Consider the following 22,459-nt stretch of genomic DNA (forward strand, 5'->3'; position numbering starts at 1 on the left):
GCCTCAAAAATTCTTTTTAATCCTCAATATAATTTTTAAGCTTTCTTCCTACTTTTGGGTGCTTAAGTTTTTTTATGGCGCTAGATTCTATTTGTCTTACCCTCTCCCTTGTTACATTGAGTTCTTTCCCAATTTCTTCTAAGGTTCTATCAGACTCATCTTCTAAAAGTCCAAATCGCATACGAATAACAGCCTTTTCTCTCTCATTAAGTTGGTCTAAGACATCATCAATCTGAGACTTTAAATCTTCTTTTAAAATCTGCTCCATAGGTCCTGCTAAAGTCTTATCCTCAACAAAATCTCCAAATTTTCCATCTTCTCCATTACCAATAGGGGATTCAAGACTAATGGGTTCTTTAGTGATTTTAATAACATTTTTAACCTTATCCACAGGAAGCCCAACTTCTTCTGCTATTTTTTCAATATCTGGCTCTTTGCCCTCTTCTTGTAAGAATTTACGCATAATTTTATTGATGCGATTAATGGTTTCAATCATATGGATAGGTATCCTGATAGTTCGAGCTTGATCGGCGATTGCTCTTGAGATAGCTTGTCTAATCCACCAAGTGGCATAGGTAGAAAATTTATAACCCTTTTTATATTCAAACTTATCAACAGCTTTCATAAGTCCTATGTTCCCCTCTTGAATCAAATCCAAAAAAGGTAATCCACGATTGGTGTAACGTTTAGCAATACTTACCACTAATCGCAAATTAGACTTTGCCATTTTCGTTTTTGCTTTATCGGCAATATCTTTTCCTCGTTTAATCTGTTCTAAAATCTGCTTAAGTTTTTCTGGCTCTAAATCAAAACTCCCCTCACTTGCTACTTTAGTTTGAAAGAGTTTTTTTATCTCCATATAAGTAGAAACCATTGTGGTTTCAGGCACAGATGCTGTAATTTCTGCTTTACTCATTTGTATAATATTATCTAAGATTTTTTTATGATTATTGAGTAATAAGTCATTAAAAAGTGGCAGACGATATTCTAAACGTTTCAACTCTCTCTCAAACCCTTCATCGCTTTTGATAGTATTTTCCATTGCTTTTACAAGCTCATTGATTAATTTACTAGTAGGTCCTAAATCTAATAATTTTTCTTTTAAAAATTGTTTTTTATGGGCTAAAATCAGAAGAAAAAGCATATCATTATTGCTGGTTTCTTCATTGCTTTGTTCCCAAGTTTTTAACCAATCTTTTTTGGCTTTTTCTAAAGCTTTAAAACTCACTAGAACATTTTCAATTCTTTTTTGATCTTTTTTGCTAATAGGCTTTTTTATCTCTCCCCCTTCCTCATCTTCTTCTATTTCTTCCTCCTCTTCATCACCCTCTTCTGATTCCTCATCATCAAAGCTTTTAAAAAGCTCTTTAACTCTTCTTTCTCGATTGATTAGGGCTTCTTTATAATCTAAAATAAAATCAATTAAATAAGGCACGGAACAAATCGCATCTAAAATAATATTTTCGCCTAATTCTATGTTTTTACTAAGCTCCACTTCATCTTCTCGTGTTAAAAGCTGAATCTGCCCCATTTCCCTTAAATACATCCTTACAGGGCTATCACTGCGACTCCACTCTAATAGCTCTCGCTCTTTCATAAAATCAAATTCTTCTTCTAATTCTTCATCTAAAAGTCGTTTTTTTTCTTCTTTGATCTTTTTTGCTTCATCTTGATTAAGGAGTTTTGCAACCTCTGAAGCAGACATTAATTGCTTATTGTATTTTTTAGCTAATTCCACTACCCTTTTGGCTTGAGCAGCTGTTGGTAATTTACCTAAAACTTGTGCAACTTTTTCATAAGAAATATATTTTGTTGCATTTTTAAATAACTCATCAAGTTGTTGATTAACATTTTTTGCAGACATAGCAAACTCCAAAAGCAGTATATATGATTTCTGAAAAGTGCTGGATTATACATAAATTTATTTAAAACTTTATTAAGAATATTTTTCCCAATTTTTAACGAAATTGCCAACATTCTTTAATTTGTTTCAAATATTTTTTATCCAAACTAACGATTAATAATTCCTCTCTATCTCCTAAGCAATCTATAACCTCGCCATTAGGATTTACCAATAAAGAATCCCCATAAAAATTCCATAGAGTTTGTGTTATTTCATCTTGATATTGTCCTATACGATTAGCTCTTAAAATATAACAATTATTTAAAAAAGCACGCATTTTAATAATACTCCTCCAACGCAAAGAGGAATCAAAAGTAGAAGCACTAGGAAGTAAAACACAATCGACTTGATGAATCTTAAATTGCAACCAAAATTCATCAAAATGCAACTCATAACCAAATAAAATAGAAAATTTTAATCCACCCATACTAAAGACGGGAGGAATTTTGATATTTTTAGGAAGAGTATTGGCAAAAAATTTTGCTTCATTCCAATGTTCATAGGGCATCAATCTCTGCGCCCTATAAAAGAGTGTCTTTCCTTTATTGATAATGGCTATAGATTTATAGATTTTATTTCCCACCACTTCAAACATTGGCGTTACTATGGTAAGGGCATAAAAGTTAGAAATTTTTATCAATTGCTCATTATTTGATTGTATAGTATCAATAAGTAAGCTTTTCTTTGCATTTTCAAATTTTTTAAAAAATGGGCTTAATAAATATTCCCCCAATAAAATCACTTTTGCTTTTTGTTCTAAAGCAGTCTGCAGATAAGATTTTATTTCACTTTCACCTTTAAAGGTTGAGAGTTGAAGTGCAGCAACTTTCATTATTATTCCTTTTTATCAATTTGCTTATCAAATTGCGCTTTTAACTCTTGACATTGTATCTTTGCATCTTCAAGCATTTTTTGTGCTTTTTTTAAAGTTTGCATTCCTTCTTTATAAAACTCCATACTCTGATGCAAGGTTATATCTTCATCACTTAGCTTTTCAATATATTGTTGAACAATCGTCAAATAATTTTCAAAGCTATCTTTTTTAATATCGTCATTTTTTATTTTTTTATTCATTTTGTTTCTCTGCTGTTTCATTTTCTAAAAGCTTTTTTGCATCAATGCAAAGATTCTTCCAAGGGGATTGAATATCAATAGATTCACATTCTCCATAAGCTTGTATGGCTTCTGGAATCTTATTTAATTTGTGATTTAAATAACCTTGCAAATAATGGATTTGTATTTTTTCTTGTGGCTTTGAAGTATATTTTAAAGCCGATACAAGCAACTGCAAAGATTCTTCAAACTTCTCTTCCCGATTAAGTGCTTCTGCTAAACTTAATTCAACCCAAGGCGAATATTCATAATGTTGGTATTTATTTTGTAAATCAATGATTTTTTGAGCATAGATTTTAATAGCTGTATCATCTTTTCTTTCAAGTGCATCAAGTAAAACAATACGATAGACTTCAATCATTTTATTACTATCTTTTAATTTTTCTTCTAAAATTGGCAAGAGATTAAAAGCCTCCTCTTTGCGTTTTTCTTGATTTAAAGCCATAAATAACACCCATACAATATCATTATATTCTTCTTGAGTTAGGAGATTAAGAGCATCTCTTGAAGCAAGGGCTGCTTTGGGATAGTTTTGTAGCTGATACTCCACCCATCCTAAATAATAAAGCCATTTTTCTTTATCTTCTGTTTTAGTAATTTTTTGCAATTCTTCTTGTGCAATTCTTCGAGCAGGGATATATTGTTGATTTTGATAAAGGCATTGCAATAAATTAAATTTCTCACCTTCTTGAAGTGGAATCTTTTCTGCATACAAATTACCATAATAAGCAGCACTTTTACAATCACTATGGGATAAAGCATCCTGAGTTAAAGCACCAACAGCCGCTAATAACAATGGATTATTTTCTTCTAAGTCATTGCGCAGGGCAAAAATTTCTTCATACCTCTTTTCGCCTAATAAAGTTTCTATCTTTTTTTCTAATGCCCTCGTAGCTTCTTCCTTACCTTGATAGTTTTGAAGGACATATTCATAATGTTCTAAACGTTTTTGTGCATCATCTTCATCATATTTTAAAAGTAAAATATCATCTAATTTCTGAATTTCTTTCTCTTCACTGGGGTCTTTGAGAGTTTGTAATAAAAGTTGATAATAGTGATGCGCTTTAGGAAAATTCTCTGATTTATCATACCACATAGCCACATCTTTAAGCATTTCTTGATATTCTGGAGAATCTTCATCAAGTGTTAGGAGCATTGTTTCTGTTACTTCTGCCGTAGTCTTATAAATACCATTCTCTGCCCATTGCTTCATCATATTGTAATAGGTTGGAATATCCTTTTGGAAAAAGGTTGGATTAGCTTGTAAAACATTTTGAAGATATTTTTGGGCTTCTTCTTTATCCATATCCCTATAATATTCTCCTAAAGCAATAGAAGCTAAAGAGGCAATATCTAAATTTTGCGTTTGATTAAGCACTGATTGATAAAGTTCTAATACTAGCTTCCTCTCCCCCCTTAGATAAAGATTCTTTCCATAATCCAATCGTCCTAAAAGCTCAAATTGATCGCCTTTGTATTCATCAAATAATCGTTTATAGTAATAACTAGCCTCCTCAAAAAAATTCATCTTCGCATAAGTCTTAGCGATAATATATAAAATCTCTGAAATATGAATATCTGTTGGGTAAGCATTCTGCCAAGCCTTAGCAAGTGTAATAATATCTTCATAATTTTCTTCACTTGCTAAGCCATCTAAGGCTAAAATCTTTAAATACGAAATATCGCGTTTAAAGATTGTATTGGGAAATAAAGAGGACATTTCATCAATAACTACCAAAGCTTCCTTATAGGATTTATTAGCCACTAAAGAGCGGATTTTTAAAAAGGAATCTCTATCAGCACCCCTTACATTATCATTCATAGGAGACATTCTAATATCTAAAACACCGATACTTGGATAGCCGATAATATCATTAAAAGTAATAGGAAAATTTAAGCCTTCACTTGGTTTATCATCCAAAAACGGCAAAGTATCTTCATAGCCAATAATCTGCCATCTCTTAGACTTTACATTATCCTCTAAAGGAATAGGATAAGGCGCATTAATACTAAAAGCTGTGTTAAAAAGCTTGATTTTTCTTACAGGAGTGATGCGTAGATAAAAAGTTTTTTCTTGCACTTCAGGTTCGATTTTAAAAAATAAAGTATTGCTATTTGAAACCCTTGATATTAATTTTTCATCAATTTCACATACAATGCTTTCTATTTCAGATTTTCTATTTAAAGTCTCTTGACATAAAAAAGGCTTATCATTCACAATATTTAAAACCGCAAAATTTTTGTTATTTTCTCTGCCACTATTGATATAAATTTCTAATCCAAATGCTAATTTTAAACCACAAAAATACAAAAAAATAAGGATAATTTTTCGCTTCATATACTTCCAAATTTTTTAAATTCTAAACATTATACTTTTTTTGCTCTAAAATTCTTATCAAACTTCCCTAAGCTGTTAAAAATTTAAAATAAGTAATTTCAGCCCTTGCTAAGATTCTCATAGGAGGACCCCAAAAGCCTGTTCCACGATTTACATAGATTTGTGTTCTTGTATTATGTTGATAAAGTCCAGCTAAATAAGGTTGGTCTAAAGTTACTAAAAAGGCAAAGGGGAAAATTTGACCGCCGTGTGTATGTCCGCTTAAAACTAAATCTACTTGATTTTTCTCTTCTATTTCAAGGATAAACTTAGGTTGATGCGCCAGGAGAATAGTTGGCAAAGATTCTTCTCTATCTTTTAGGGCATCTTCTAAATTAGGCTCTAAAACCCCTACTCTTCTACCAAATAAATCATAGACACCTGCGAGATTAATCAAGTTTTCTCCATTTTTTTCTAAAAGAATATTTTCGTTTTCTAAAATTTTTATCCCCATTGAACGAATAGCACCTAATAACTCCCCAATATTATGAAAATATTCGTGATTACCAGGGACAAAATAAATACCAAGTGGAGCTTGTAAATTGGATAATTCTTGAAGTGCTTCTGAAACCCTAGAAATTTCAGCATCTATAATATCTCCTGTAAGGAATATAACATCTGGCTTCAATGTATTAGTTTGTTGAACAATCTCCCTTACAGCATTTTTTTCTATCAATCCTCCAATGTGTAAATCACTAATTTGCACAGCACTAAAAGGTGCAGGCAACTTCAATAATGGAAGTTCTATAACTTCCACCTTAGGCTTTAACCCTCCCTCAATAATACCCCAGCTTAAATATCCACCCGCAAAGATTCCACTTCCTGCATTGATAATATTTTTAAAAAATCCTCTTCGCTTCTTATTAAAATAAGGAATTAGAGATAAGGGTTGATAAATAAGGGTAACAACAAATAAAACAAAGGCTACACCAATAGATAAAGAAGCTAGAAAATAGAGAGTTAGAGGCATATTGAAATAATAACGACCCCAAAAATAACACAAAATTCCTAAAAAATTGAAAATTAAAAAATATTTTAAAAGCAAGAGGGGGAATCTTGTCTTTATCATTCTTTTAAAGAACAAAAAATAAATGCTAAGGTGCATTATTAAAAAAACTATTAAGGCTAAGAAAGGGAATAGATTTTTCATAAATTTTTATCCTTTATTTGGCGATAAACAACTCTAATTTGCTAAATGAGTTTAAAAATTCCAAGATACTACCCAATCTATAAGGAATGCTTTGCTTCTCTTGTAAGGCTATTGCATAGTCTTGATAAGTTTTTAAAGTAGGAAGGCTTAAGTGCTTGTGGGCTTTTACTTTGGCTTTATATTCTCTTAAGGCTTGTTTGTGTTGTTTAATGATATTGACTACCACAAAAATAAATTTCAAATACCCTTGGAGGTTTTTAGAACACTCTATCATCGCATAACCTAATTTATATTCTAAATGAAGCCTAATCCTCTCATAACCATAAGTTGTTTTAGTTGTAATTCCTCCTTGGTATTTACCACCTCCATTATCTAGCCATATTCGGTAATATTCATTCCATTCTTTCCAAATCCTATTACACAGTTCATTATTCCAAAAACGATTATTTTTGCCATAAGCGTGAATCATAGAGGGATTATCATTTTTAATCCAACACACACTTCCTGTATATTTATTTTTTAAATCAAAAACTAATAACTTTTCTTTAAAACACAACAAAGAAAAAACACCTTGATCATTGATATTCAAGGGATTTTCTGTGCTAAAAGAATAAATAAAATGATAATATTTCAAAGGATTTTTCAAGGTATCATTAAAGACAATAATAGGTGTTTGATACACGCATTCTTGTGCAAATTCTCCTTTATAAGCCTTTAAGGTATGCTTTATACTTGTTTTTCCTTTTCTAGCTGCTAGCACATAGCCTTTATTCCTTAAGTTTGCGAATTCCTCAAAAGGCTTCAAAACTAAAATATCAAAATCCAAATAAACAATGCACTCGCATTCCTCTAAATATTTAAACGCTTCAAAACAAGCATAAGCCATATAAGTCCAACGATTCAAAAAGGAATTATTAGAGTGTAATTTTATCGGTGTTTGGCTAGAGTTCTTAAGATTATTTATAAAATCTTCATAAGTAAATTTTAAAAAGACTACTGCACTATTCCCTGCTACTTTGCAAATACTTTGTTTGTATTCTAAAGAAAGCTCATTAGAAATCACATAAAACACTTCAATATAATCTTGCATTTTGTCTTTTAAATTAACAATCATTGTGCCTAAAGTAAAATGAGAATCACTCGTTGCAGCAAGCAAGATTCCAAACTTATATTTTTTCATTAATAAGCCTCTTAAAATTTAAATTTATGCTTTCATAAACTAAGCCAAAAATACTTCTAAATTATAACACAACCCATTCTTCTCAATAATTTTGTTATAATTTGCGAAACTTTAATATCTAAGAGATTGAGAAATATGTTCTTTAAAAGCTTCTTGCAAACACTACCTGTTTTAATAGCTTATTTACCTCTTGGTATTGCCTTTGGCATTCTTTTTTCTACACTAGAAATAAAATGGTATTTTGGAATCTTAATTGCTATTTTTGTTTTTACAGGCGCAGGACAATTTTTACTAACTTCACTCCTTTCTATTAATGCTGGATTGTTAGAGATTGGAATAGCTTCTTTTTTGTTAAATATTCGCCATATGTTTTACTCCCTTGCCATTACTCAAGAAATTAAGAATTTTGGTTTAGGTAAGTATTACATTCTCTTTGGGCTAACCGATGAGACTTTTGCTCTCTTAAAAACTCACCAACAAGAACAAAACTTCTCCCTTAGAGAATTGCAAAAAAATTACATATATATCACTTTTTTAAACCATATTTATTGGGTTATAGGTTGTGGGTTAGGAATATTTATAGGTAAGCAATTAGAATTTACCCCAAAGGGCATAGAATTCTCTCTTACAGCACTCTTTAGCGTATTAACATTATCACTTTTACAAAATTCTCCTAACAAAATACCTTTCATTATTGCCTTAGTTATTGGGATAATAGGCTTATTTGTATTTCCAAGTGAGCAGTTTTTACTTTTTAGTTTGCTCTGCGGTATCTTTTGCTTACTTTTTGGTAAAAAATGGATTGATCGTGGATAATCAGACACTTTATATTCTTGGAGCTATCTTTTTTGCTTCTTTAGGAACAGCCATAACAAGATTTTTACCCTTTTTTCTCTTAAAAGATAAAGTCAATAGTCCGCTTTTGAAATATTTACAAGATACTATGCCTTTATTAATTATGACACTTTTGGTCTTTTTTACCCTTAAAGATATTGCGTGGGAGCAAACTTATGGAATCTATGAAATTAGTGGAATTTTGTGCGCAATTTTTTGTTTTTTATTGTTTAAAAATTCTGTTTTGAGTATATTTTCAGGAATTATTTTTTACCTTTTGATAATAAGGATTTTCTAATGGTTAAAATTTATGGAATTAAAAATTGTGGCAGTGTTAAAAAAGCAATAGATTTCTTTATTCAGCATAAAATAGATTATGAATTTATTGACTTTAAAAAGACACCACCAAACTTAAAGCAAATACGAGAATGGGCAGAAAAAAATTCCCTAGAATCACTCTTAAACAAAAGGGGAATGACTTACAAAAAATTAAAGCTAAAAGATGAAATTTTAACCCTACAATCTATTGAAAACTATCTCTTAAAAGAGCCTATGCTTATTAAAAGACCCATAGTAGAAACAAAAAATAAAATACTCATAGGTTTTGATAGCCAACAATACAAGGAGACACAATGGTAAAAACCATACAACTTAGCAGTTTTATTTTTCTTTTATTTATCTTGCTAGGTTGTGCGCAAATAACTCCTACTCCAGCAGAAATAGATTTATCGCTTCCTAAACAAGATTTAACACTTTATGCAAAAGATACTCGAGTTTTTAAAGATAGCGCAAAACTTAAAAAGCATTATTTAAAAAATTTTTTCCTACCTTTTAATCAAGAGCCACAACTCAATGTTTTAGATATACAATGGGGTTTAACAGCTGCTTATGCTAATAGGGGATTTGGCGAAAATCTCCTTCCTTATACCACGGATTTTCTTGATAATATCAAACAAGAGATGAATCTAGAAAACTTTCCTAACGCAAAAAAACCTGCAATTATCACGCGTTCTACAAATTTAAGGGTTATCCCAACACATAAACCACGTTTTTTAGACCCCAAATTACCCGGAGAAGGATTCCCTTTTGATACTTGGCAGAATTCCTCCATTTATGCAGGAACACCTATTCTAATCACGCATTATTCACAATCAAAAGAATGGGCTTTTGTAGAGAGCGGATTTGTGAGTGGCTGGGTGAGTATTTTGGATATTGCTTTATTAAAGCCCGACCAAATACGGCTTTTAGAAAGCACTAAAGATTTTCTTGTAACCAAAAAAGATTATGCCCCCATAAGAAGTTCTAATAATGTTTTCTTAGAATCTGCTAGAATTGGAATGCTTTTGCCCCTTATTGGAAGCACAAAAAAAACTTATGAAAGTCTCTTTTTTATCCGCACCTCCAGTGGTTACGCAAAAGCTGTTAAAACTCACCTACCTGTAAAAAATTTTACAAAATTCCCTATGCCCTTTTCTTCAGTCAATTATGCGTATCTTACACAAGATATTGTTGGTGAAAAATATGGTTGGGGAGGAATGTTTGGCAATCGGGATTGTTCGATGTTTTTGCACGATACTTTAGGAAACTTTGGCTTTTATTTATCAAGAAACTCTCAAGCACAAATTAAACAAAAAGACTTTCAAGATCGCTACTTATATGTAGATTTATCACAAAAAACACCTCAAGAGAAAGTAGATTTTTTAAAAGAGAATGGCATTCCCTTTGCGACCTTGCTTGGTATGAAAGGACATATTATGCTTTATCTTGGAGTTTTTAATGATGAAATTTTAGCAATTCACGATATTTGGGGATTAAGAACATTACAAAATGAGAAAGAAGGGAGAAAAATATTAGGAAAAATTATTATCACTCCCCTTGATATTGGTAAGGGTGTAGAAACTATTTCACAAAATTCCTTACTCATAAATCGTATCAGTGGAATGCGAAACCTTTTTGATGAAAATGAATTAAAAAATGCAAAATAGTAACTCCAAAAAAATAATTGAATGTAAAAATGTTAAATTTTATTTTACCAAAGAACGAATTTTGTATAATGTGGATTGGGTAATTAAAGAAGGTGATTTTTGGGCTATCATTGGACCAAATGGTGGTGGAAAAAGCACTTTAGCGCGTCTTTTGGTGGGATTATTGAATCCAACAGAAGGTAGTATCGTTAAAGATTCTAGCTTAAAAATTGGTTATGTCCCACAAAATACTTTCTTCAATCGCCACTTTCCAATCACTGCTTTAGAGGTTGTGATGATGGGATTTTTAAAATCTAATTTTTTTGGAGGATTCTTGCCTAAAAATGCTAAAGAGACAGCCTTAAATCTTTTGGAGCAGTTTCACTTGCAATCTTATGCTAATAAAAAAATTGGAGAACTCTCTGGTGGGCAAAGGCAACGGATTCTTATTGCAAGAGCATTATGTGGAAATCCTAATCTTTTAATTTTAGATGAACCAACAGCAAGTATTGATCCAAAAAATCAAAAAGAGATTTATGATTTATTGCAAAAAATTAATCAAGAAAAGACTGTAATCATAATTAGTCACGATGTTTCTGTTTTGTTAGGTTATGCTAGAGAAGTTTTATATGTTAATCAAAGTATCAAATCTCACGATATTAACCATTTAAAACAAATTCATCAAAATGAACATTTTTGTGAAGTAGAAATGTTAATGGAATTACAACATTCAAAAAATTTAGGAGGTAATTAATGAATAATTCATATGATGTAGCAATCATAGGAGCTGGAATTTCTGGAAGTGCATTATTTTATGCTTTAACACATTACACAAATATCAAAAGAGTTATATTATTAGAAAAATATTCAGAACCTGCAACACTTAGCTCAAGCGGTAACAATAACTCCCAAACTATCCACGCAGGAGATATTGAAACAAATTATCCTTTTGAAAAGGCTAAAAAAGTAGCGCGAGATGCAGACCTTTTAGTTTCTTATGCGCTTTTTCATAATTTACAAAATAAAAGCATTTTTGAATACCAAAAAATGGCAATTGGTGTGGGAGATGAAGAGGTAGAATTTATGAAAAAACGGCACGAAGAATTCAAAGATATTTTTCCAGATTTAGAATTTTTTACTAAAGATACCTTAAGAGAAATAGAGCCTAATGTTGTTAAAATGCTTGATGGGAGTGATAGACCCGAAGATATTGTAGGTTCTGGATCGAGAAAAGCCTTTTGCGCAATGAATTTTCACGCTGTATCAAATCATATGATAGAACAAAGCCTTTTTGGAGAACATAAATTAATTTGCAATTTTAAAGTTACAGATATTATTGAGCAAGGAGATGGGGCTTACACGCTTAAAGCCCCCGGACAATCTCCCATTACAGCGTCTTTTGTTTTAGTAAATGCAGGCGCACATTCATTATTTTTAGCCCAAAATATGGGATATGGATTAGATTTAGGTTGCTTACCCATCTCTGGTAGCTTTTATTTTATACCCGGTAACAAACTGCAAGGAAAAGTTTATACCGTTCAAAACCCTAAACTTCCTTTTGCCGCAATTCATGGAGATCCAGATATTATTGCTACGGGTAAAACAAGATTAGGTCCTACTGCGCTTTCTTTACCTAAACTTGAACGTTTCAAAAGTGGTACTTTTTTAGAATTTCTTAAAGTATCAGGGTTTGGAGAATTCTCTACGGCAAAAATTATGTGGGATTTGTTTTCTGATAAGGAGATTAGAAATTATATTTTACGAAATTTTATTTATGAGATTCCAAGTATTGGACGAAAATATTTTTGGGAAGAAGCTAAAAAGATTATCCCCTCTATCCAACTTCACGAACTCTCTTATGCGAAGGGTTTTGGGGGTATTAGACCTCAAGTGCTTGATAAAACACAAAAAAAGCTTATTTTTGGCGAGAAAAAAATTAAAAGCAATAAAGGCGTTACCTTTAATATGACGCCAAGTCCGGGTGCTACAAGCTGTATTAAAAATGCCCTTGTGGATATGCTAGAGATTGTAGAATATCTTAATAAAGAAATTAAAATGGATAAAATTAAAGAAGAATTAAAGGAAGAGAGTTTGGAGTGGGTGCTTGATTGATATCTTGCAATATACTTTTACACAACATGCTCTTATTGGGGCATTTTGGATAAGCATTATTTGTGGCGTTATTGGGACTTTGGTGGTTACTAATCGTATGGTATTTCTTGCAGGAGGCATTGCTCATAGTCTCTATGGAGGAGTTGGAATTGCGATTTTTTTAGGGTTTCCAATTATTATTGGGACAGCTTTTTTTAGTATTCTTTGCGCTATTTTCCTTGGAGTTATGTTACTTTATACTAAAGATAGATTTGATGCGTTAGTTGGCTCACTTTGGGCTTTTGGAATGGCAGTAGGAATTATTTTAGTCGAATCATCTCCGGGATACAATAAAGATTTTATGGGGTATCTCTTTGGGAGTATTTTAAGTATCACAGATAATGATATTTATTCTATGATAATTTTTAGTAGTTTTTTGTTTTGTTTTGTTTTGTTAAATTATAGAATTATCCTTGGCATTTCTTATGATAGTGAATTTACCCAATTACAAGGAATCAATACAAAAATTTTTAATATCATTTTAATGATTATCATTGCTTTAGGTATTGTTATTTCTATGCGTTCTGTTGGGCTTATTCTTATTATTGCACTTTTAAGCATTCCTGCTTATTGTAGTGAAATTTTTACCAACTCTTTGGCTAAGATGATGATTGCCTCTAGCATTATTTCTTTTATCGCAATGATTGGTGGTATCTTAATTGCCTATTTTTATGATTTTGCTGCGGGTGCTAGTATCGTTGTTATACTCTGTATTTTATCTTTTATTTTATTTTTAGGAAACTACTTATATCGCAAACGATTTTTAAAACATTAAAGGTAACACAATGGATAATTTACAAAAAGAAATAAATCAATACCAAAAAACTGCCTCAAAATCTGTAAAAATTGCTCTTATATCCTGCGCTATCACCCTTATTTTTGCCTTTCTTAGCCTTTGGATTCTTCTTAATCAAATCACAGCAACTGCAAATCTCACAAAAGACATTAGAATCTTAGAGCAAAAAATACTAGAAATATCTAATAATTCCAAAATGGAATAAAAAATGCTTTTATCCCTTTTAAAAATTAAAAGGAGTTTCAATGTTTTCATCGGTGAATCCCTATGGATTAGGAAATATACAAACTAGACATACTGCACCTACTGCCACAAAACAAGATCAAATCACAGAAAAACCACAATCACAAGAAAGACAAGAATTACCCGCAATCTCTAATCAAGTGCTAGAAATTCGCAAATTTAGTGATGGTATTAAAGGGGCTAATGAAATTATTGGTGCTATGCAAATTGCAGATATAACCTTAAATGCTCTAGGTTCTCAAGTAAAAACACTTGGGGAGATTGATTCTAAAAATATCAACCTCTTAGACACAACAGCAAAAAATGCGCAGTTTAAAGGGGAAACACTTTTTGGTAAAGAGCTTACATTGAATCTTGCTGGAGAGAATGTTTCCCTTTCTCTACCTCTACCTAGTCAGTTATTGAATGAAAATTCCTCATTTATACAAGCATTATCCAATAAACACGATGAGATTTCACAAAAACTAGGACAAGTCAGTAATCTCATAGAAAAAGCAAGCTTACCCTTTAATAATAAAACAACCAAAAATTTCGATTTTGAAAATTTTGATGCTGATACCTTTAAAGGTTTATTCTCCTAAACCTTTAAAAGAACTTATAAGCTTATATTCCTTATAAATTTTTAGAAAAATCCACAATTTCTTCTTTAGAAAAACGAATTTTTTGAGGTATTACATTGGTTGCCTTATGCCCTATTACTAGCATAATAGAAGTTTTTTCTTTAGTAACATCAAGCTTTAAATAATTATCTAAAGCCTCATTATCAAAACCTCCGATAATGCAAGAACCAAGATTAAGTGCAGTTGCTGCATTAGCTAAATTCCCTAAGGCTAAAAAAGTCTGCTCTCTTGCATAATGAAGTTTTTGTGTAGCATTCATATTTTCGATAAAAGGTTTATAAAGATTAATACGTTTTTGTAATTCTTCTTGTGACATATTTCTTGATTGCAATTTTTTTATAAAATATTCCCCAAAATCCAATCGTGCTGTAATAATAATGATAGCTCCACACTCTGCAACATGTCTTTGAGAATTTGCAATTTTTGCAATTTCTTTTTTATGTTTGCTATCTTCTATAACAATAAATTTCCAAGGTTCAAGCCCCAAAGAACTAGGAGGTACTCTTCCAGCCTCTAAAATATAATCTAATTCTTCTTTGCTTAAAGGTTTTTCTTGGAACTCTCTGCACGAAAAACGTTCTTGCAATATTTTTTTAAAAATTTCTTTTTGCATATTTTCTCCTTAATAAATGTCCTAGTATTCTATTTGCCACTTTAAAGAAAATCTCTCTAAAATCTCCTTTTTTAGATAAATGGTATAAATTTATTATCCCTCATTTTTTTAGTTAAAAAGAATGCAAGCTTTCGTTAATAATTAAATCACCTTTTTTCAAATTTTCTAAGTATTGTTGGTATTTTCGTAATAAAAATGATTTCTCCCTTAAAGAGAGTGTTGAATCTTTAATAAGTATTTTTCTTTGCTCATCATAATGTTTGTATAAAACCATAATCATTTGCCGCTTTAGATTTTCTTTATTTTGTGCTTTAATGCGCTCATCAAGTAAGATTCCAATTAATTGTGAATCTTCTAAATCTTTTTTTAAGAGTTTCTCATAAGCCTCCCTTTGAGAAAAAAACATAGAAGTCTCTAAATAATTCATCACATATTCTAAGAGTTCCATATCTTCTAAAACGCTTTTAATAATAATCTTTTCAACCAAAGTATAAAAATCCTCATTATTTTGGAGGATTTCAGAAGTTGGTTTTATATTATTTTTATGAGTTTTTACTGGGATTAAATGGAGGGGTAAATGCAATTTTTGTCCCAACCATACTCTGTATTCCTCTTGCAGGACTGAAGATAATTGGTGTAAAAACTCTAAAGATTCTTTTAAACAAGAATCTTTTTGCATAGGATTATTTAAATCATATTGGGCAATAATCTCCCCAAAAACAAAATCAATCAAAGAAGTAGGATTATACAATAAGTCCTTTAACTGCTCTATTTCTCCATTATTTACCATATCAGCTGGATCTAAGCCTTTATCAAAAATAACTACCCCTCCTTCTTTTTGGGCTAGGCTTAAAAGCATAGCCGCTTTAAAAGCTGCTTTAATCCCTGCACTATCACCATCATAGGCAATAATAACCTTTGGATTACCTTTGGCAATTAGAGGTAAATGTTCTTTTGTTAAAGCTGTCCCTAAAGTAGCTACTGCATTATTAAAACCTGCTTGGTGCAACATAATTACATCTAAATATCCCTCTGTAACGATAATTTCCCCTTTTTTATAAATGTTTTCTTTAGCTTGAGGGTAACCATAGAGGAGTTGTGATTTATTAAAAAGCTTTGTTTGGGGAGAATTAATGTATTTTGCTCGATGATTCCCCAATGTCCTTCCCCCAAAGCCTACAATTTTATTTTGAGGTGAGCGAATAGGGAATATTAGCCGTTGTGTTAATCGTGCATAATAATGTTTAACCCCATTTTCGTTATCTACTCCTAACACTCCCAAATTTAAAGCTTCTGATAAAGAAATAAAATGCTTTTGTAAATACCCCATAATCTCATAATTATTAGGCGCATAACCTATTTCAAAAAGCTTCCTAATACTTTCTGTGATTCCACGCTTTTTTATATAATTATTCGCCTCTTCATTAAGCCGTGATTGGTAATATTCATTCATAAAATCTAAGATTTTATTATCTTCTTTTGGCTTATGGGTTTGGGTATAGACTAAGGGAATATTATAAATTTGCGCAAGTCTTTCAAGGGTTTCCTTATAGGAGAGTTTTTCATATTCCATAACAAATCGGATACTATCTCCACTCACACCACAACCAAAACAATGATAATATCCCTTATTAGCATTAATAACAAAGCTTGGCGTTTTTTCTTGATGAAAAGGGCAACAAGCTTTATAGGTCGCTCCCATTTTTTTTACTTCTATATAATGAGAAATAACCTCTACAATATCTAGCCGATTTTTAAGATTTTCTACACTCTCTTGCGTAATCAATGCCAATAAGTCCCATAATTTTAGATAAGGTTATTATAGAATATTTGTTATAATTAAAAGATTAATCACTTATTTAAGGTTTATATTTGGAGTTTTTAGAAAGTATTGAATATAGAGATCCACTTTTTGGAATTGTAATCCTTATCTTCTGCATAGGATTAATCAGTATTTTTGCCTATTATTGGAATTATATAATTAGCAAAAGACAACACCAAAACCTATTAAAATTTATGAAAAATTTTGATTATATTGGCTTTGATAAAGAAATTAAAGAATTCTTAGCTCTAAACCCAAACCCAACCTCTTCGCTTATCTTTATGGCAAAAACCTATCAAAAAAGTGCAGAATATGAAAAAGCCATTCGTCTTTATAACACCCTTTTGAATTCCATTAAAAACCCCATTGATAAAATCCCAATCTTAGAAGACTTAGGGGATGTTTATTATAAAGCTGGTTTTCCTCTACGTTCTAAAGAAATTTATTTAGAGATTCTCTACCACTATCCACGTTCCCCTAAAATTTTAAAATCCCTTATTAAAATTTATGAAGAGCTTACATTATACCAAGATGCGCTTAATGCTTTAGATTGTTTAGAAGAAATAGAAGGTAAGACAAAAAGGCATCATCTTTATCTGCAAGCAAAAATTATCATCTCTAACCAAAACTCCATAGAAATAAAACCAGACAAACTTGAAAAACTCATTGAAGAAGAGCCTAAGTTGTTGCGTTTAGTTTTAAGCTTCTTTAAAGACTTCTACCCCTCTTATTTTTGGAGAATTATTCAAAATAAATCCCAAAAGGAGATTTTTCAAGTTTTAGATATTTTATGGAATCTTGAACGCAATGAACTTCCTAATACCGCTTTTAAAAATCCTATCTTAAATGATATATTTCAAGCAAAAGGATATTATCCCTTACAAAAAGGAGCTAAAATCTCCTTTGAATTAGAATCCTTATGTCTCTTACGCAAATACAGGAACTATCAAGGAGATTTACAATTTAATTATGCTTGTAGCTCTTGCAAAGCAATTAGCCCATTTTCCTTTGAGAGTTGTCCGCATTGTGGTGAGTTGCTAACTGCGCAAATTTTAGTTTTTATCAAAGAAAAATATGATGAAGAAAGTTACTCTTTTTTGTGATGGTTCTTCTTTAGGAAACCCTGGAGATGGCGGATGGTGCGCTATTTTACATTATAAGCATCATCAAAAGATTCTAAGCGGTGGTGCAAAAAATGTAACCAATAACCAAATGGAACTCTCTGCACTTATTTTTGGACTTCAATCCCTTAAAGAATCTTGTGAGGTTTTGGTAGTTAGTGATTCAAAATATGTTTTAGATGGTATCTCTAAATGGCTACCAAATTGGATTAAAAAAGATTTTAAAAATGTCAAAAATCCAGAACTTTGGAAACATTATTTAGAAGTTTCAAAACATCATAGTCTTCAAACACAATGGATAAAGGGGCATAGCGGACATAAAGAAAATGAGCTTTGTGATAAAATTGCTAAAGAAGAAGCATTAAAAATCAAACAAAAGGGATGAAAATGAATTTAAAAAATTTTCAGCAAAATTTAGGATATTACTTTAAAGACATACAATTATTAAAAGAAGCCCTAACACATAAAAGCACAAAAAAGAAAACACATAATGAACGACTAGAGTTTTTAGGAGATGCAGTTTTAGATTTAATTATTGGGGAGTTTTTATACAAAAAATTCCCACATTTACCAGAAGGAGAATTATCTAAAATGCGTGCTTCTATGGTCAATGAAAAAGCTTTTACCACTTTGGCAGAACATTTAAAGATTGGAGAATATCTTTATATTTCTAGTGCCGAAGAACAAAACAATGGAAGACAAAAATCCTCTATCCTCTCTAATGCTTTTGAGGCAATTATGGGAGCTATTTATCTGGAAGATGGCTTAGAATCTGTGCAGAAATTAATGCTTAATTTGCTTGATGAAGTTTATACAGGCTCGGATTTTAAAAATCTCTTTTATGACCATAAAACCAATCTACAAGAGCTTACACAAGCTATTTTTGGGGTAACACCCGAATATATTGTTTTAGATTCCAAAGGACCTGATCATAATAAAGAATTTCTGGTAGGAGTTTTTATACAAAAGAAAGAATATGCAAAAGCTAGTGGAAAAAGCAAAAAAGAAGCACAACAAAATTGTGCGAAAATTGCCTTAGAATCTTTAAAGAAGCAACAATGAATACTTTTGGACAACATTTAAAATTAACAACTTTTGGAGAAAGTCACGGAAAGGGAATTGGAGGGGTTTTAGATGGACTTCCATCGGGTTTAAGTATTGATGAAACATTTATTGCTTCAGAAATGTATAGAAGACAAGGAGGAAGGAATCATTACTCCACCCAAAGGAAAGAACCTGATAAAGTAGAAATTTTAAGCGGAATCTTTGAGGGCAAAACCACAGGAACACCTTTGGGGTTTTTTATCCATAATACTTCTACTAAAAGCAGTGATTATAATGCCTTAAAAGATATTTTTCGTCCCGGACACGCAGATTTTACCTATTTTTACAAATATGGCATAAGGGATTATAGAGGGGGAGGACGAAGCAGTGCTAGAGAAAGCAGTGCTAGAGTAGCAGCAGGGGCTATTGCAAAACTTCTTTTAAAAGAGTTTCAAATCACTCTAAGAAGTGGAATCTTTAGTATAGGAAATATTGCAGCACAAGACATAGATTTTGATTTTGCCATCCAAAGTGAAATTTATGCTTTAGATAAACAAGTAGAAGAGAGGCAAAAAGAAGCTATTACAAAAGCAAGGAATACTCACAATAGTATCGGTGGAGTAGCAATTATTAGTGCTTTAAATGTCCCTATTGGCTTAGGAGAGCCTCTTTATTATAAATTAGATTCTGCAATTGGTAGTTTAATGTTGGGATTAAATGGAGTAAAAGCTGTTGAGATTGGGAGTGGCATAGAATGTTCTAAAATGAAAGGCTCCCAGCACAATGATGCAATTTACAAGAAAGGATTTCAAACTAATCATAGCGGAGGAATCTTGGGAGGAATTAGTAATGGTGATGAGATTTTGATTAAAATACACTTTAAACCAACCCCTAGTATTTTTATCCCACAAAACTCCCTTAATACTTCAGGAGAAGAATGTTCTTGCATTATCAAAGGAAGGCACGATCCTTGTATTGCTATTCGCGGGAGTGTTGTGTGTGAATCAATGCTTGCCCTTATATTAGCGGATATGTTACTTCTTAATAGTGCCTCAAAACTAGAAAATCTCAAAAAACTTTATGCCAAAAGCTAATAAAAAAGCCTTTCTTTTTGCTGATAAAAAATTAGGTGTTGGCTTAGGGCATATAAGTCGCACTAAGGCATTAGCACATTTATTAGAGCAAAACCATTACCAAAGCAGAGTCTTTGATTCTGCATTTTTACAATCCTTCAATGAAGTTTGTGATTTAATGGTTATTGATTCTTATGTTTTACCTATAAACTCTTATCATCAGGCTATCTCTTTAGCGAAGGTTTGCATATTTTTTGATGATACATTAAGACTCCCCTACCCCAAAGGAATATTGTTAAACCCTTCCTTGGGGGCAAACTTGCAAGCCTATAAAGATAAATACCCAAATCATCTATTATGGGTAGGAGAAGGATATACACTTTTGCAAAAACCTTTTTTGCAACTCCTTAACACCTCTCAAAAAACGCTTCATAAAACCATAAAAAATATTATCATTACCTTAGGGGGTGAAGATATTTTAGATTTAACAAAATGGCTTTATGAAGAACTTCATACCTTTAATCCAAATTTTCAAATCCATTATATCCACAAAGATAAACATCTCCTTAAAGAAGCAAAAGGATATAATAATCTAAATGCCACAGAAATGGCAAATTTACTCTCCCAAATGGATCTTTGTATTTGTGCTTGTGGGCAAACACTTAGTGAATCCATTGCCTGTAAAGTCCCAACTTTAGGATTGGAGGTCGCTATTAACCAAAGAGCAAATCTAATAGGCTATCGAGATTGCACAGAAAGTATTAAAGAAGTTTGGAAGCTTGATAGAGGGGAATTAAGGGCAAATCTCCTACAAAGCATTACTAGATTACAAGACTTCTCTTATAGAGAAATGCTAACAAAGAGAGGACATCTCCTCCTTTGTCAAAACAATAAATGGAAAGAGGGTTTTGAAAAACTAAAAACCTTTTTAAGATAAAAGTTTGGAATAAACAAAAGAATGCGAACTTTTAAAAATACTCTTTTGTTGTTCAACTTCTAATGAATGAAAAATCAATGTATTAAGCCTAGAATAATAGCTATCATCAAATTTTTTCAATAATTGTTCTAAAACACTCTCTTCTTTTTGTGTATTAGATTCCAAACTAATAAAGTTTGCCTCTAATTGTTTCCACATTTTTGAAATCTCTTCACTCACGCCATCAGTAGCATTACTAAGTGCTTGTAATGAAAGAGAGCTATTTTGTGAGAAACTTACACTAGTTTGTTTTTCACTTTGTGTATTAGAGAGCATAAAATGAAAGCTAATATTTTGAGCATAAGCTCTATTAGCAGAGATTTGCAAAGCTTCAAAATTTGATTTATTAGGAGAAGTTTGGGATTTTTTAGAATCTTCTTCATTGTCTTTAGCAATCAAATCAATATGATGAATCTGTCCTACCCTACCATCGTTGTATAAAAAATCTGCAGTTTTTTGTTTGATACCTAATAAATCCCCTTCTTCTCCTCTCATCATCTCTTGAGATTCTTTTGGATTAAGATAAATTACACCAATACCTTTTTCTCCTAAGCCAACCAACTCTCCCTCACCTTTTTGATTAGGAATCCAAATCCTTAATTTATCATAAATAGGGTCTTCTTTATCAATTCTTCCATCTCTATTAGCATCATATTTTGCTAAATCCTTAAAGCCATCTCCACTTTGTGTGCCAAAAAGCTCATTACCATTATTAATAATTCCATCATTGTTTTTATCTAGTGCTAAAAACCCTGAACCCTTTCTTAAGGTAGAAATTTGATCTTTTTTACCATCGCTATCTAAATCAAAACTCATCTTAACATCACTAAGCTCTGTCCCATTCCCCTCATAATCAATAACTAAAGGATCAATAGGCTCATTATACTTAGTAGGTTGTTGAACTTTATCGCTTGTAGAATTGATTTGGAGATTTTGCATAAAGCTTTGTGAAATATTAATATTAATATTTAAATCTTTTTTTACTCCATCTTTGCCTACAATACTTCCCTGTATAGAAATCTCTAAAGACTGATAAAATCCTTGCTTGATACTTAACCCACTTCCCAAATTGAAAGTAGGACGACTAAAATTCTTCTTTAACAAAGATTCTATATCTTCCAAAGAGGACATAGTGGAATTAATACTCTTATTAGAGAATAACTCTTCCCAAATCTTTGTCATTTCGTTTTTTATTTCTGAAACTTTTCCCAATGCTTGGTTAATAATTGTTTTTTGAAAATCCTCTAGCTTTTGATTCGATAAATCTATTGAAGAAGAAATGTTGGTTGTTTTTTGCCCATTTTCTTTTTCATTAGTGATTTGTGGAACACTATTTGCTTCTTTTTTTACGATCTCTTCTCCTAAAGCACTCTGACTGGTCGTAATATATGAGGCTTGTAGAGAAGAGAAACGAATACTTGTCTGCATTGTTTCTCCTTGTTTTAATAAAATAACATTGGATATATCGACATTTTTATT

23 protein-coding genes are annotated in these 22,459 nt (G+C 31.5%); 14 read left to right on the forward strand and 9 right to left on the reverse strand.

Annotated elements, in window-relative coordinates; translation table 11 throughout:
* Window positions 1-16: 16 nt before the first annotated feature.
* The 6 genes from rpoD to C6H18_RS04710 form a co-directional block, all read right to left on the reverse strand.
* On the reverse strand, window positions 17-1,864 hold the full coding sequence (rpoD, locus tag C6H18_RS04685; RefSeq protein ID WP_104721951.1) for an RNA polymerase sigma factor RpoD: 1,848 nt from the start codon (window positions 1,862-1,864) through the stop codon (window positions 17-19).
* A gap of 94 nt (window positions 1,865-1,958) precedes the next feature.
* Window positions 1,959-2,735 (reverse strand): carbon-nitrogen hydrolase family protein, encoded by a 777-nt coding sequence (locus tag C6H18_RS04690; protein ID WP_104721952.1) that lies wholly within the window; start codon window positions 2,733-2,735, stop codon window positions 1,959-1,961.
* A 2-nt stretch (window positions 2,736-2,737) separates the two neighbouring features.
* Window positions 2,738-2,977 (reverse strand): exodeoxyribonuclease VII small subunit, encoded by a 240-nt coding sequence (gene xseB / locus C6H18_RS04695; RefSeq protein WP_233704061.1) that lies wholly within the window; start codon window positions 2,975-2,977, stop codon window positions 2,738-2,740.
* On the reverse strand, window positions 2,970-5,354 hold the full coding sequence (locus C6H18_RS04700) for a DUF7494 domain-containing protein (protein WP_104721954.1): 2,385 nt from the start codon (window positions 5,352-5,354) through the stop codon (window positions 2,970-2,972). Before C6H18_RS04700 ends, xseB begins: the two co-directional genes overlap by 8 nt.
* Window positions 5,355-5,421: 67 nt before the next feature.
* Complete coding sequence (locus tag C6H18_RS04705) at window positions 5,422-6,396, reverse strand: metallophosphoesterase (protein WP_233704062.1); 975 nt, start codon at window positions 6,394-6,396, stop codon at window positions 5,422-5,424.
* Between the two features lie 160 nt (window positions 6,397-6,556).
* Window positions 6,557-7,723, reverse strand: a complete 1,167-nt coding sequence (locus tag C6H18_RS04710; protein ID WP_104721956.1) for a glycosyltransferase — start codon at window positions 7,721-7,723, stop codon at window positions 6,557-6,559.
* Between the two features lie 135 nt (window positions 7,724-7,858).
* On the opposite strand from C6H18_RS04710, the gene C6H18_RS04715 reads away from it, so the two are divergent.
* From C6H18_RS04715 to C6H18_RS04755, 9 genes are read left to right on the forward strand one after another with little or no spacing between them, the layout of a single operon-like run.
* Window positions 7,859-8,539, forward strand: coding sequence for an AzlC family ABC transporter permease (locus tag C6H18_RS04715; protein ID WP_104721957.1), 681 nt, complete (start codon window positions 7,859-7,861; stop codon window positions 8,537-8,539).
* Window positions 8,532-8,855, forward strand: a complete 324-nt coding sequence (locus C6H18_RS04720) for a branched-chain amino acid transporter permease (RefSeq protein WP_233704063.1) — start codon at window positions 8,532-8,534, stop codon at window positions 8,853-8,855. The genes C6H18_RS04715 and C6H18_RS04720 overlap by 8 nt, the downstream gene beginning before the upstream one ends.
* The gene (locus C6H18_RS04725) at window positions 8,855-9,196 is read left to right on the forward strand and encodes an arsenate reductase family protein (RefSeq protein ID WP_104721958.1); all 342 of its coding nucleotides are present in this window, start codon (window positions 8,855-8,857) and stop codon (window positions 9,194-9,196) included. Before C6H18_RS04720 ends, C6H18_RS04725 begins: the two co-directional genes overlap by 1 nt.
* Entirely contained in the window at window positions 9,190-10,542 is a 1,353-nt protein-coding gene (locus C6H18_RS04730; RefSeq protein ID WP_104721959.1) for an SH3 domain-containing C40 family peptidase, read from the forward strand. The genes C6H18_RS04725 and C6H18_RS04730 overlap by 7 nt, the downstream gene beginning before the upstream one ends.
* Complete coding sequence (locus C6H18_RS04735; RefSeq protein WP_104721960.1) at window positions 10,532-11,275, forward strand: metal ABC transporter ATP-binding protein; 744 nt, start codon at window positions 10,532-10,534, stop codon at window positions 11,273-11,275. The genes C6H18_RS04730 and C6H18_RS04735 overlap by 11 nt, the downstream gene beginning before the upstream one ends.
* Window positions 11,275-12,633: an FAD-dependent oxidoreductase gene (locus C6H18_RS04740; protein WP_104721961.1), complete on the forward strand. Its 1,359-nt coding sequence runs from the start codon at window positions 11,275-11,277 to the stop codon at window positions 12,631-12,633. The genes C6H18_RS04735 and C6H18_RS04740 overlap by 1 nt, the downstream gene beginning before the upstream one ends.
* Window positions 12,626-13,447 (forward strand): metal ABC transporter permease, encoded by an 822-nt coding sequence (locus C6H18_RS04745; protein ID WP_104721962.1) that lies wholly within the window; start codon window positions 12,626-12,628, stop codon window positions 13,445-13,447. The genes C6H18_RS04740 and C6H18_RS04745 overlap by 8 nt, the downstream gene beginning before the upstream one ends.
* 10 nt (window positions 13,448-13,457) lie before the next feature.
* Window positions 13,458-13,673 (forward strand): DUF5408 family protein, encoded by a 216-nt coding sequence (locus C6H18_RS04750; RefSeq protein ID WP_104721963.1) that lies wholly within the window; start codon window positions 13,458-13,460, stop codon window positions 13,671-13,673.
* 40 nt (window positions 13,674-13,713) lie between these two features.
* Window positions 13,714-14,292 (forward strand): flagellar FLiS export co-chaperone, encoded by a 579-nt coding sequence (locus tag C6H18_RS04755; RefSeq protein WP_104721964.1) that lies wholly within the window; start codon window positions 13,714-13,716, stop codon window positions 14,290-14,292.
* Window positions 14,293-14,323: 31 nt separating this feature from the next.
* On the opposite strand, the gene C6H18_RS04760 is transcribed toward C6H18_RS04755, so the two are convergent.
* Together C6H18_RS04760 and dnaG are read right to left on the reverse strand one after the other, a co-directional pair.
* Complete coding sequence (locus C6H18_RS04760) at window positions 14,324-14,944, reverse strand: nitroreductase family protein (RefSeq protein ID WP_104721965.1); 621 nt, start codon at window positions 14,942-14,944, stop codon at window positions 14,324-14,326.
* Between the two features lie 112 nt (window positions 14,945-15,056).
* The gene (dnaG, locus tag C6H18_RS04765; protein WP_233704064.1) at window positions 15,057-16,736 is read right to left on the reverse strand and encodes a DNA primase; all 1,680 of its coding nucleotides are present in this window, start codon (window positions 16,734-16,736) and stop codon (window positions 15,057-15,059) included.
* A gap of 80 nt (window positions 16,737-16,816) precedes the next feature.
* Between dnaG and C6H18_RS04770 the strand changes: the two genes are divergently transcribed.
* Genes C6H18_RS04770 through C6H18_RS04790 form a run of 5 tightly spaced genes read left to right on the forward strand, consistent with a single transcriptional unit; the run spans window position 16,817 to window position 20,941 of the window.
* On the forward strand, window positions 16,817-17,869 hold the full coding sequence (locus tag C6H18_RS04770) for a tetratricopeptide repeat protein (protein ID WP_104721966.1): 1,053 nt from the start codon (window positions 16,817-16,819) through the stop codon (window positions 17,867-17,869).
* Window positions 17,844-18,272 (forward strand): ribonuclease HI, encoded by a 429-nt coding sequence (gene rnhA / locus C6H18_RS04775; RefSeq protein ID WP_104721967.1) that lies wholly within the window; start codon window positions 17,844-17,846, stop codon window positions 18,270-18,272. The genes C6H18_RS04770 and rnhA overlap by 26 nt, the downstream gene beginning before the upstream one ends.
* 2 nt (window positions 18,273-18,274) lie before the next feature.
* On the forward strand, window positions 18,275-18,949 hold the full coding sequence (gene rnc, locus C6H18_RS04780) for a ribonuclease III (RefSeq protein WP_104721968.1): 675 nt from the start codon (window positions 18,275-18,277) through the stop codon (window positions 18,947-18,949).
* Window positions 18,946-20,025, forward strand: a complete 1,080-nt coding sequence (aroC, locus tag C6H18_RS04785) for a chorismate synthase (protein WP_104721969.1) — start codon at window positions 18,946-18,948, stop codon at window positions 20,023-20,025. Before rnc ends, aroC begins: the two co-directional genes overlap by 4 nt.
* Window positions 20,012-20,941, forward strand: coding sequence for a hypothetical protein (locus C6H18_RS04790; protein ID WP_104721970.1), 930 nt, complete (start codon window positions 20,012-20,014; stop codon window positions 20,939-20,941). Before aroC ends, C6H18_RS04790 begins: the two co-directional genes overlap by 14 nt.
* Here the strand turns inward: C6H18_RS04790 and C6H18_RS04795 are convergent.
* On the reverse strand, window positions 20,933-22,408 hold the full coding sequence (locus C6H18_RS04795; RefSeq protein WP_104721971.1) for a hypothetical protein: 1,476 nt from the start codon (window positions 22,406-22,408) through the stop codon (window positions 20,933-20,935). The two genes, C6H18_RS04790 and C6H18_RS04795, sit on opposite strands and share 9 nt — an antisense overlap.
* Window positions 22,409-22,459: the final 51 nt, after the last annotated feature.

It is taken from the genome of Helicobacter mesocricetorum (assembly GCF_900198605.1).
Classification (GTDB): domain Bacteria; phylum Campylobacterota; class Campylobacteria; order Campylobacterales; family Helicobacteraceae; genus Helicobacter_D; species Helicobacter_D mesocricetorum.

Coding starts and splice junctions, on each gene's coding strand:
- rpoD (WP_104721951.1), bottom strand. CDS start 1,864: ATGTCTGCAAAAAATGTTAATCAACAACTTGATGAGTTATTTAAAAAT.
- C6H18_RS04690 (WP_104721952.1), bottom strand. CDS start 2,735: ATGAAAGTTGCTGCACTTCAACTCTCAACCTTTAAAGGTGAAAGTGAA.
- xseB (WP_233704061.1), bottom strand. CDS start 2,977: ATGAATAAAAAAATAAAAAATGACGATATTAAAAAAGATAGCTTTGAA.
- C6H18_RS04700 (WP_104721954.1), bottom strand. CDS start 5,354: ATGAAGCGAAAAATTATCCTTATTTTTTTGTATTTTTGTGGTTTAAAA.
- C6H18_RS04710 (WP_104721956.1), bottom strand. CDS start 7,723: ATGAAAAAATATAAGTTTGGAATCTTGCTTGCTGCAACGAGTGATTCT.
- C6H18_RS04715 (WP_104721957.1), top strand. CDS start 7,859: ATGTTCTTTAAAAGCTTCTTGCAAACACTACCTGTTTTAATAGCTTAT.
- C6H18_RS04725 (WP_104721958.1), top strand. CDS start 8,855: ATGGTTAAAATTTATGGAATTAAAAATTGTGGCAGTGTTAAAAAAGCA.
- C6H18_RS04730 (WP_104721959.1), top strand. CDS start 9,190: ATGGTAAAAACCATACAACTTAGCAGTTTTATTTTTCTTTTATTTATC.
- C6H18_RS04735 (WP_104721960.1), top strand. CDS start 10,532: ATGCAAAATAGTAACTCCAAAAAAATAATTGAATGTAAAAATGTTAAA.
- C6H18_RS04740 (WP_104721961.1), top strand. CDS start 11,275: ATGAATAATTCATATGATGTAGCAATCATAGGAGCTGGAATTTCTGGA.
- C6H18_RS04750 (WP_104721963.1), top strand. CDS start 13,458: ATGGATAATTTACAAAAAGAAATAAATCAATACCAAAAAACTGCCTCA.
- C6H18_RS04755 (WP_104721964.1), top strand. CDS start 13,714: ATGTTTTCATCGGTGAATCCCTATGGATTAGGAAATATACAAACTAGA.
- C6H18_RS04760 (WP_104721965.1), bottom strand. CDS start 14,944: ATGCAAAAAGAAATTTTTAAAAAAATATTGCAAGAACGTTTTTCGTGC.
- rnhA (WP_104721967.1), top strand. CDS start 17,844: ATGAAGAAAGTTACTCTTTTTTGTGATGGTTCTTCTTTAGGAAACCCT.
- rnc (WP_104721968.1), top strand. CDS start 18,275: ATGAATTTAAAAAATTTTCAGCAAAATTTAGGATATTACTTTAAAGAC.
- aroC (WP_104721969.1), top strand. CDS start 18,946: ATGAATACTTTTGGACAACATTTAAAATTAACAACTTTTGGAGAAAGT.
- C6H18_RS04790 (WP_104721970.1), top strand. CDS start 20,012: ATGCCAAAAGCTAATAAAAAAGCCTTTCTTTTTGCTGATAAAAAATTA.
- C6H18_RS04795 (WP_104721971.1), bottom strand. CDS start 22,408: ATGCAGACAAGTATTCGTTTCTCTTCTCTACAAGCCTCATATATTACG.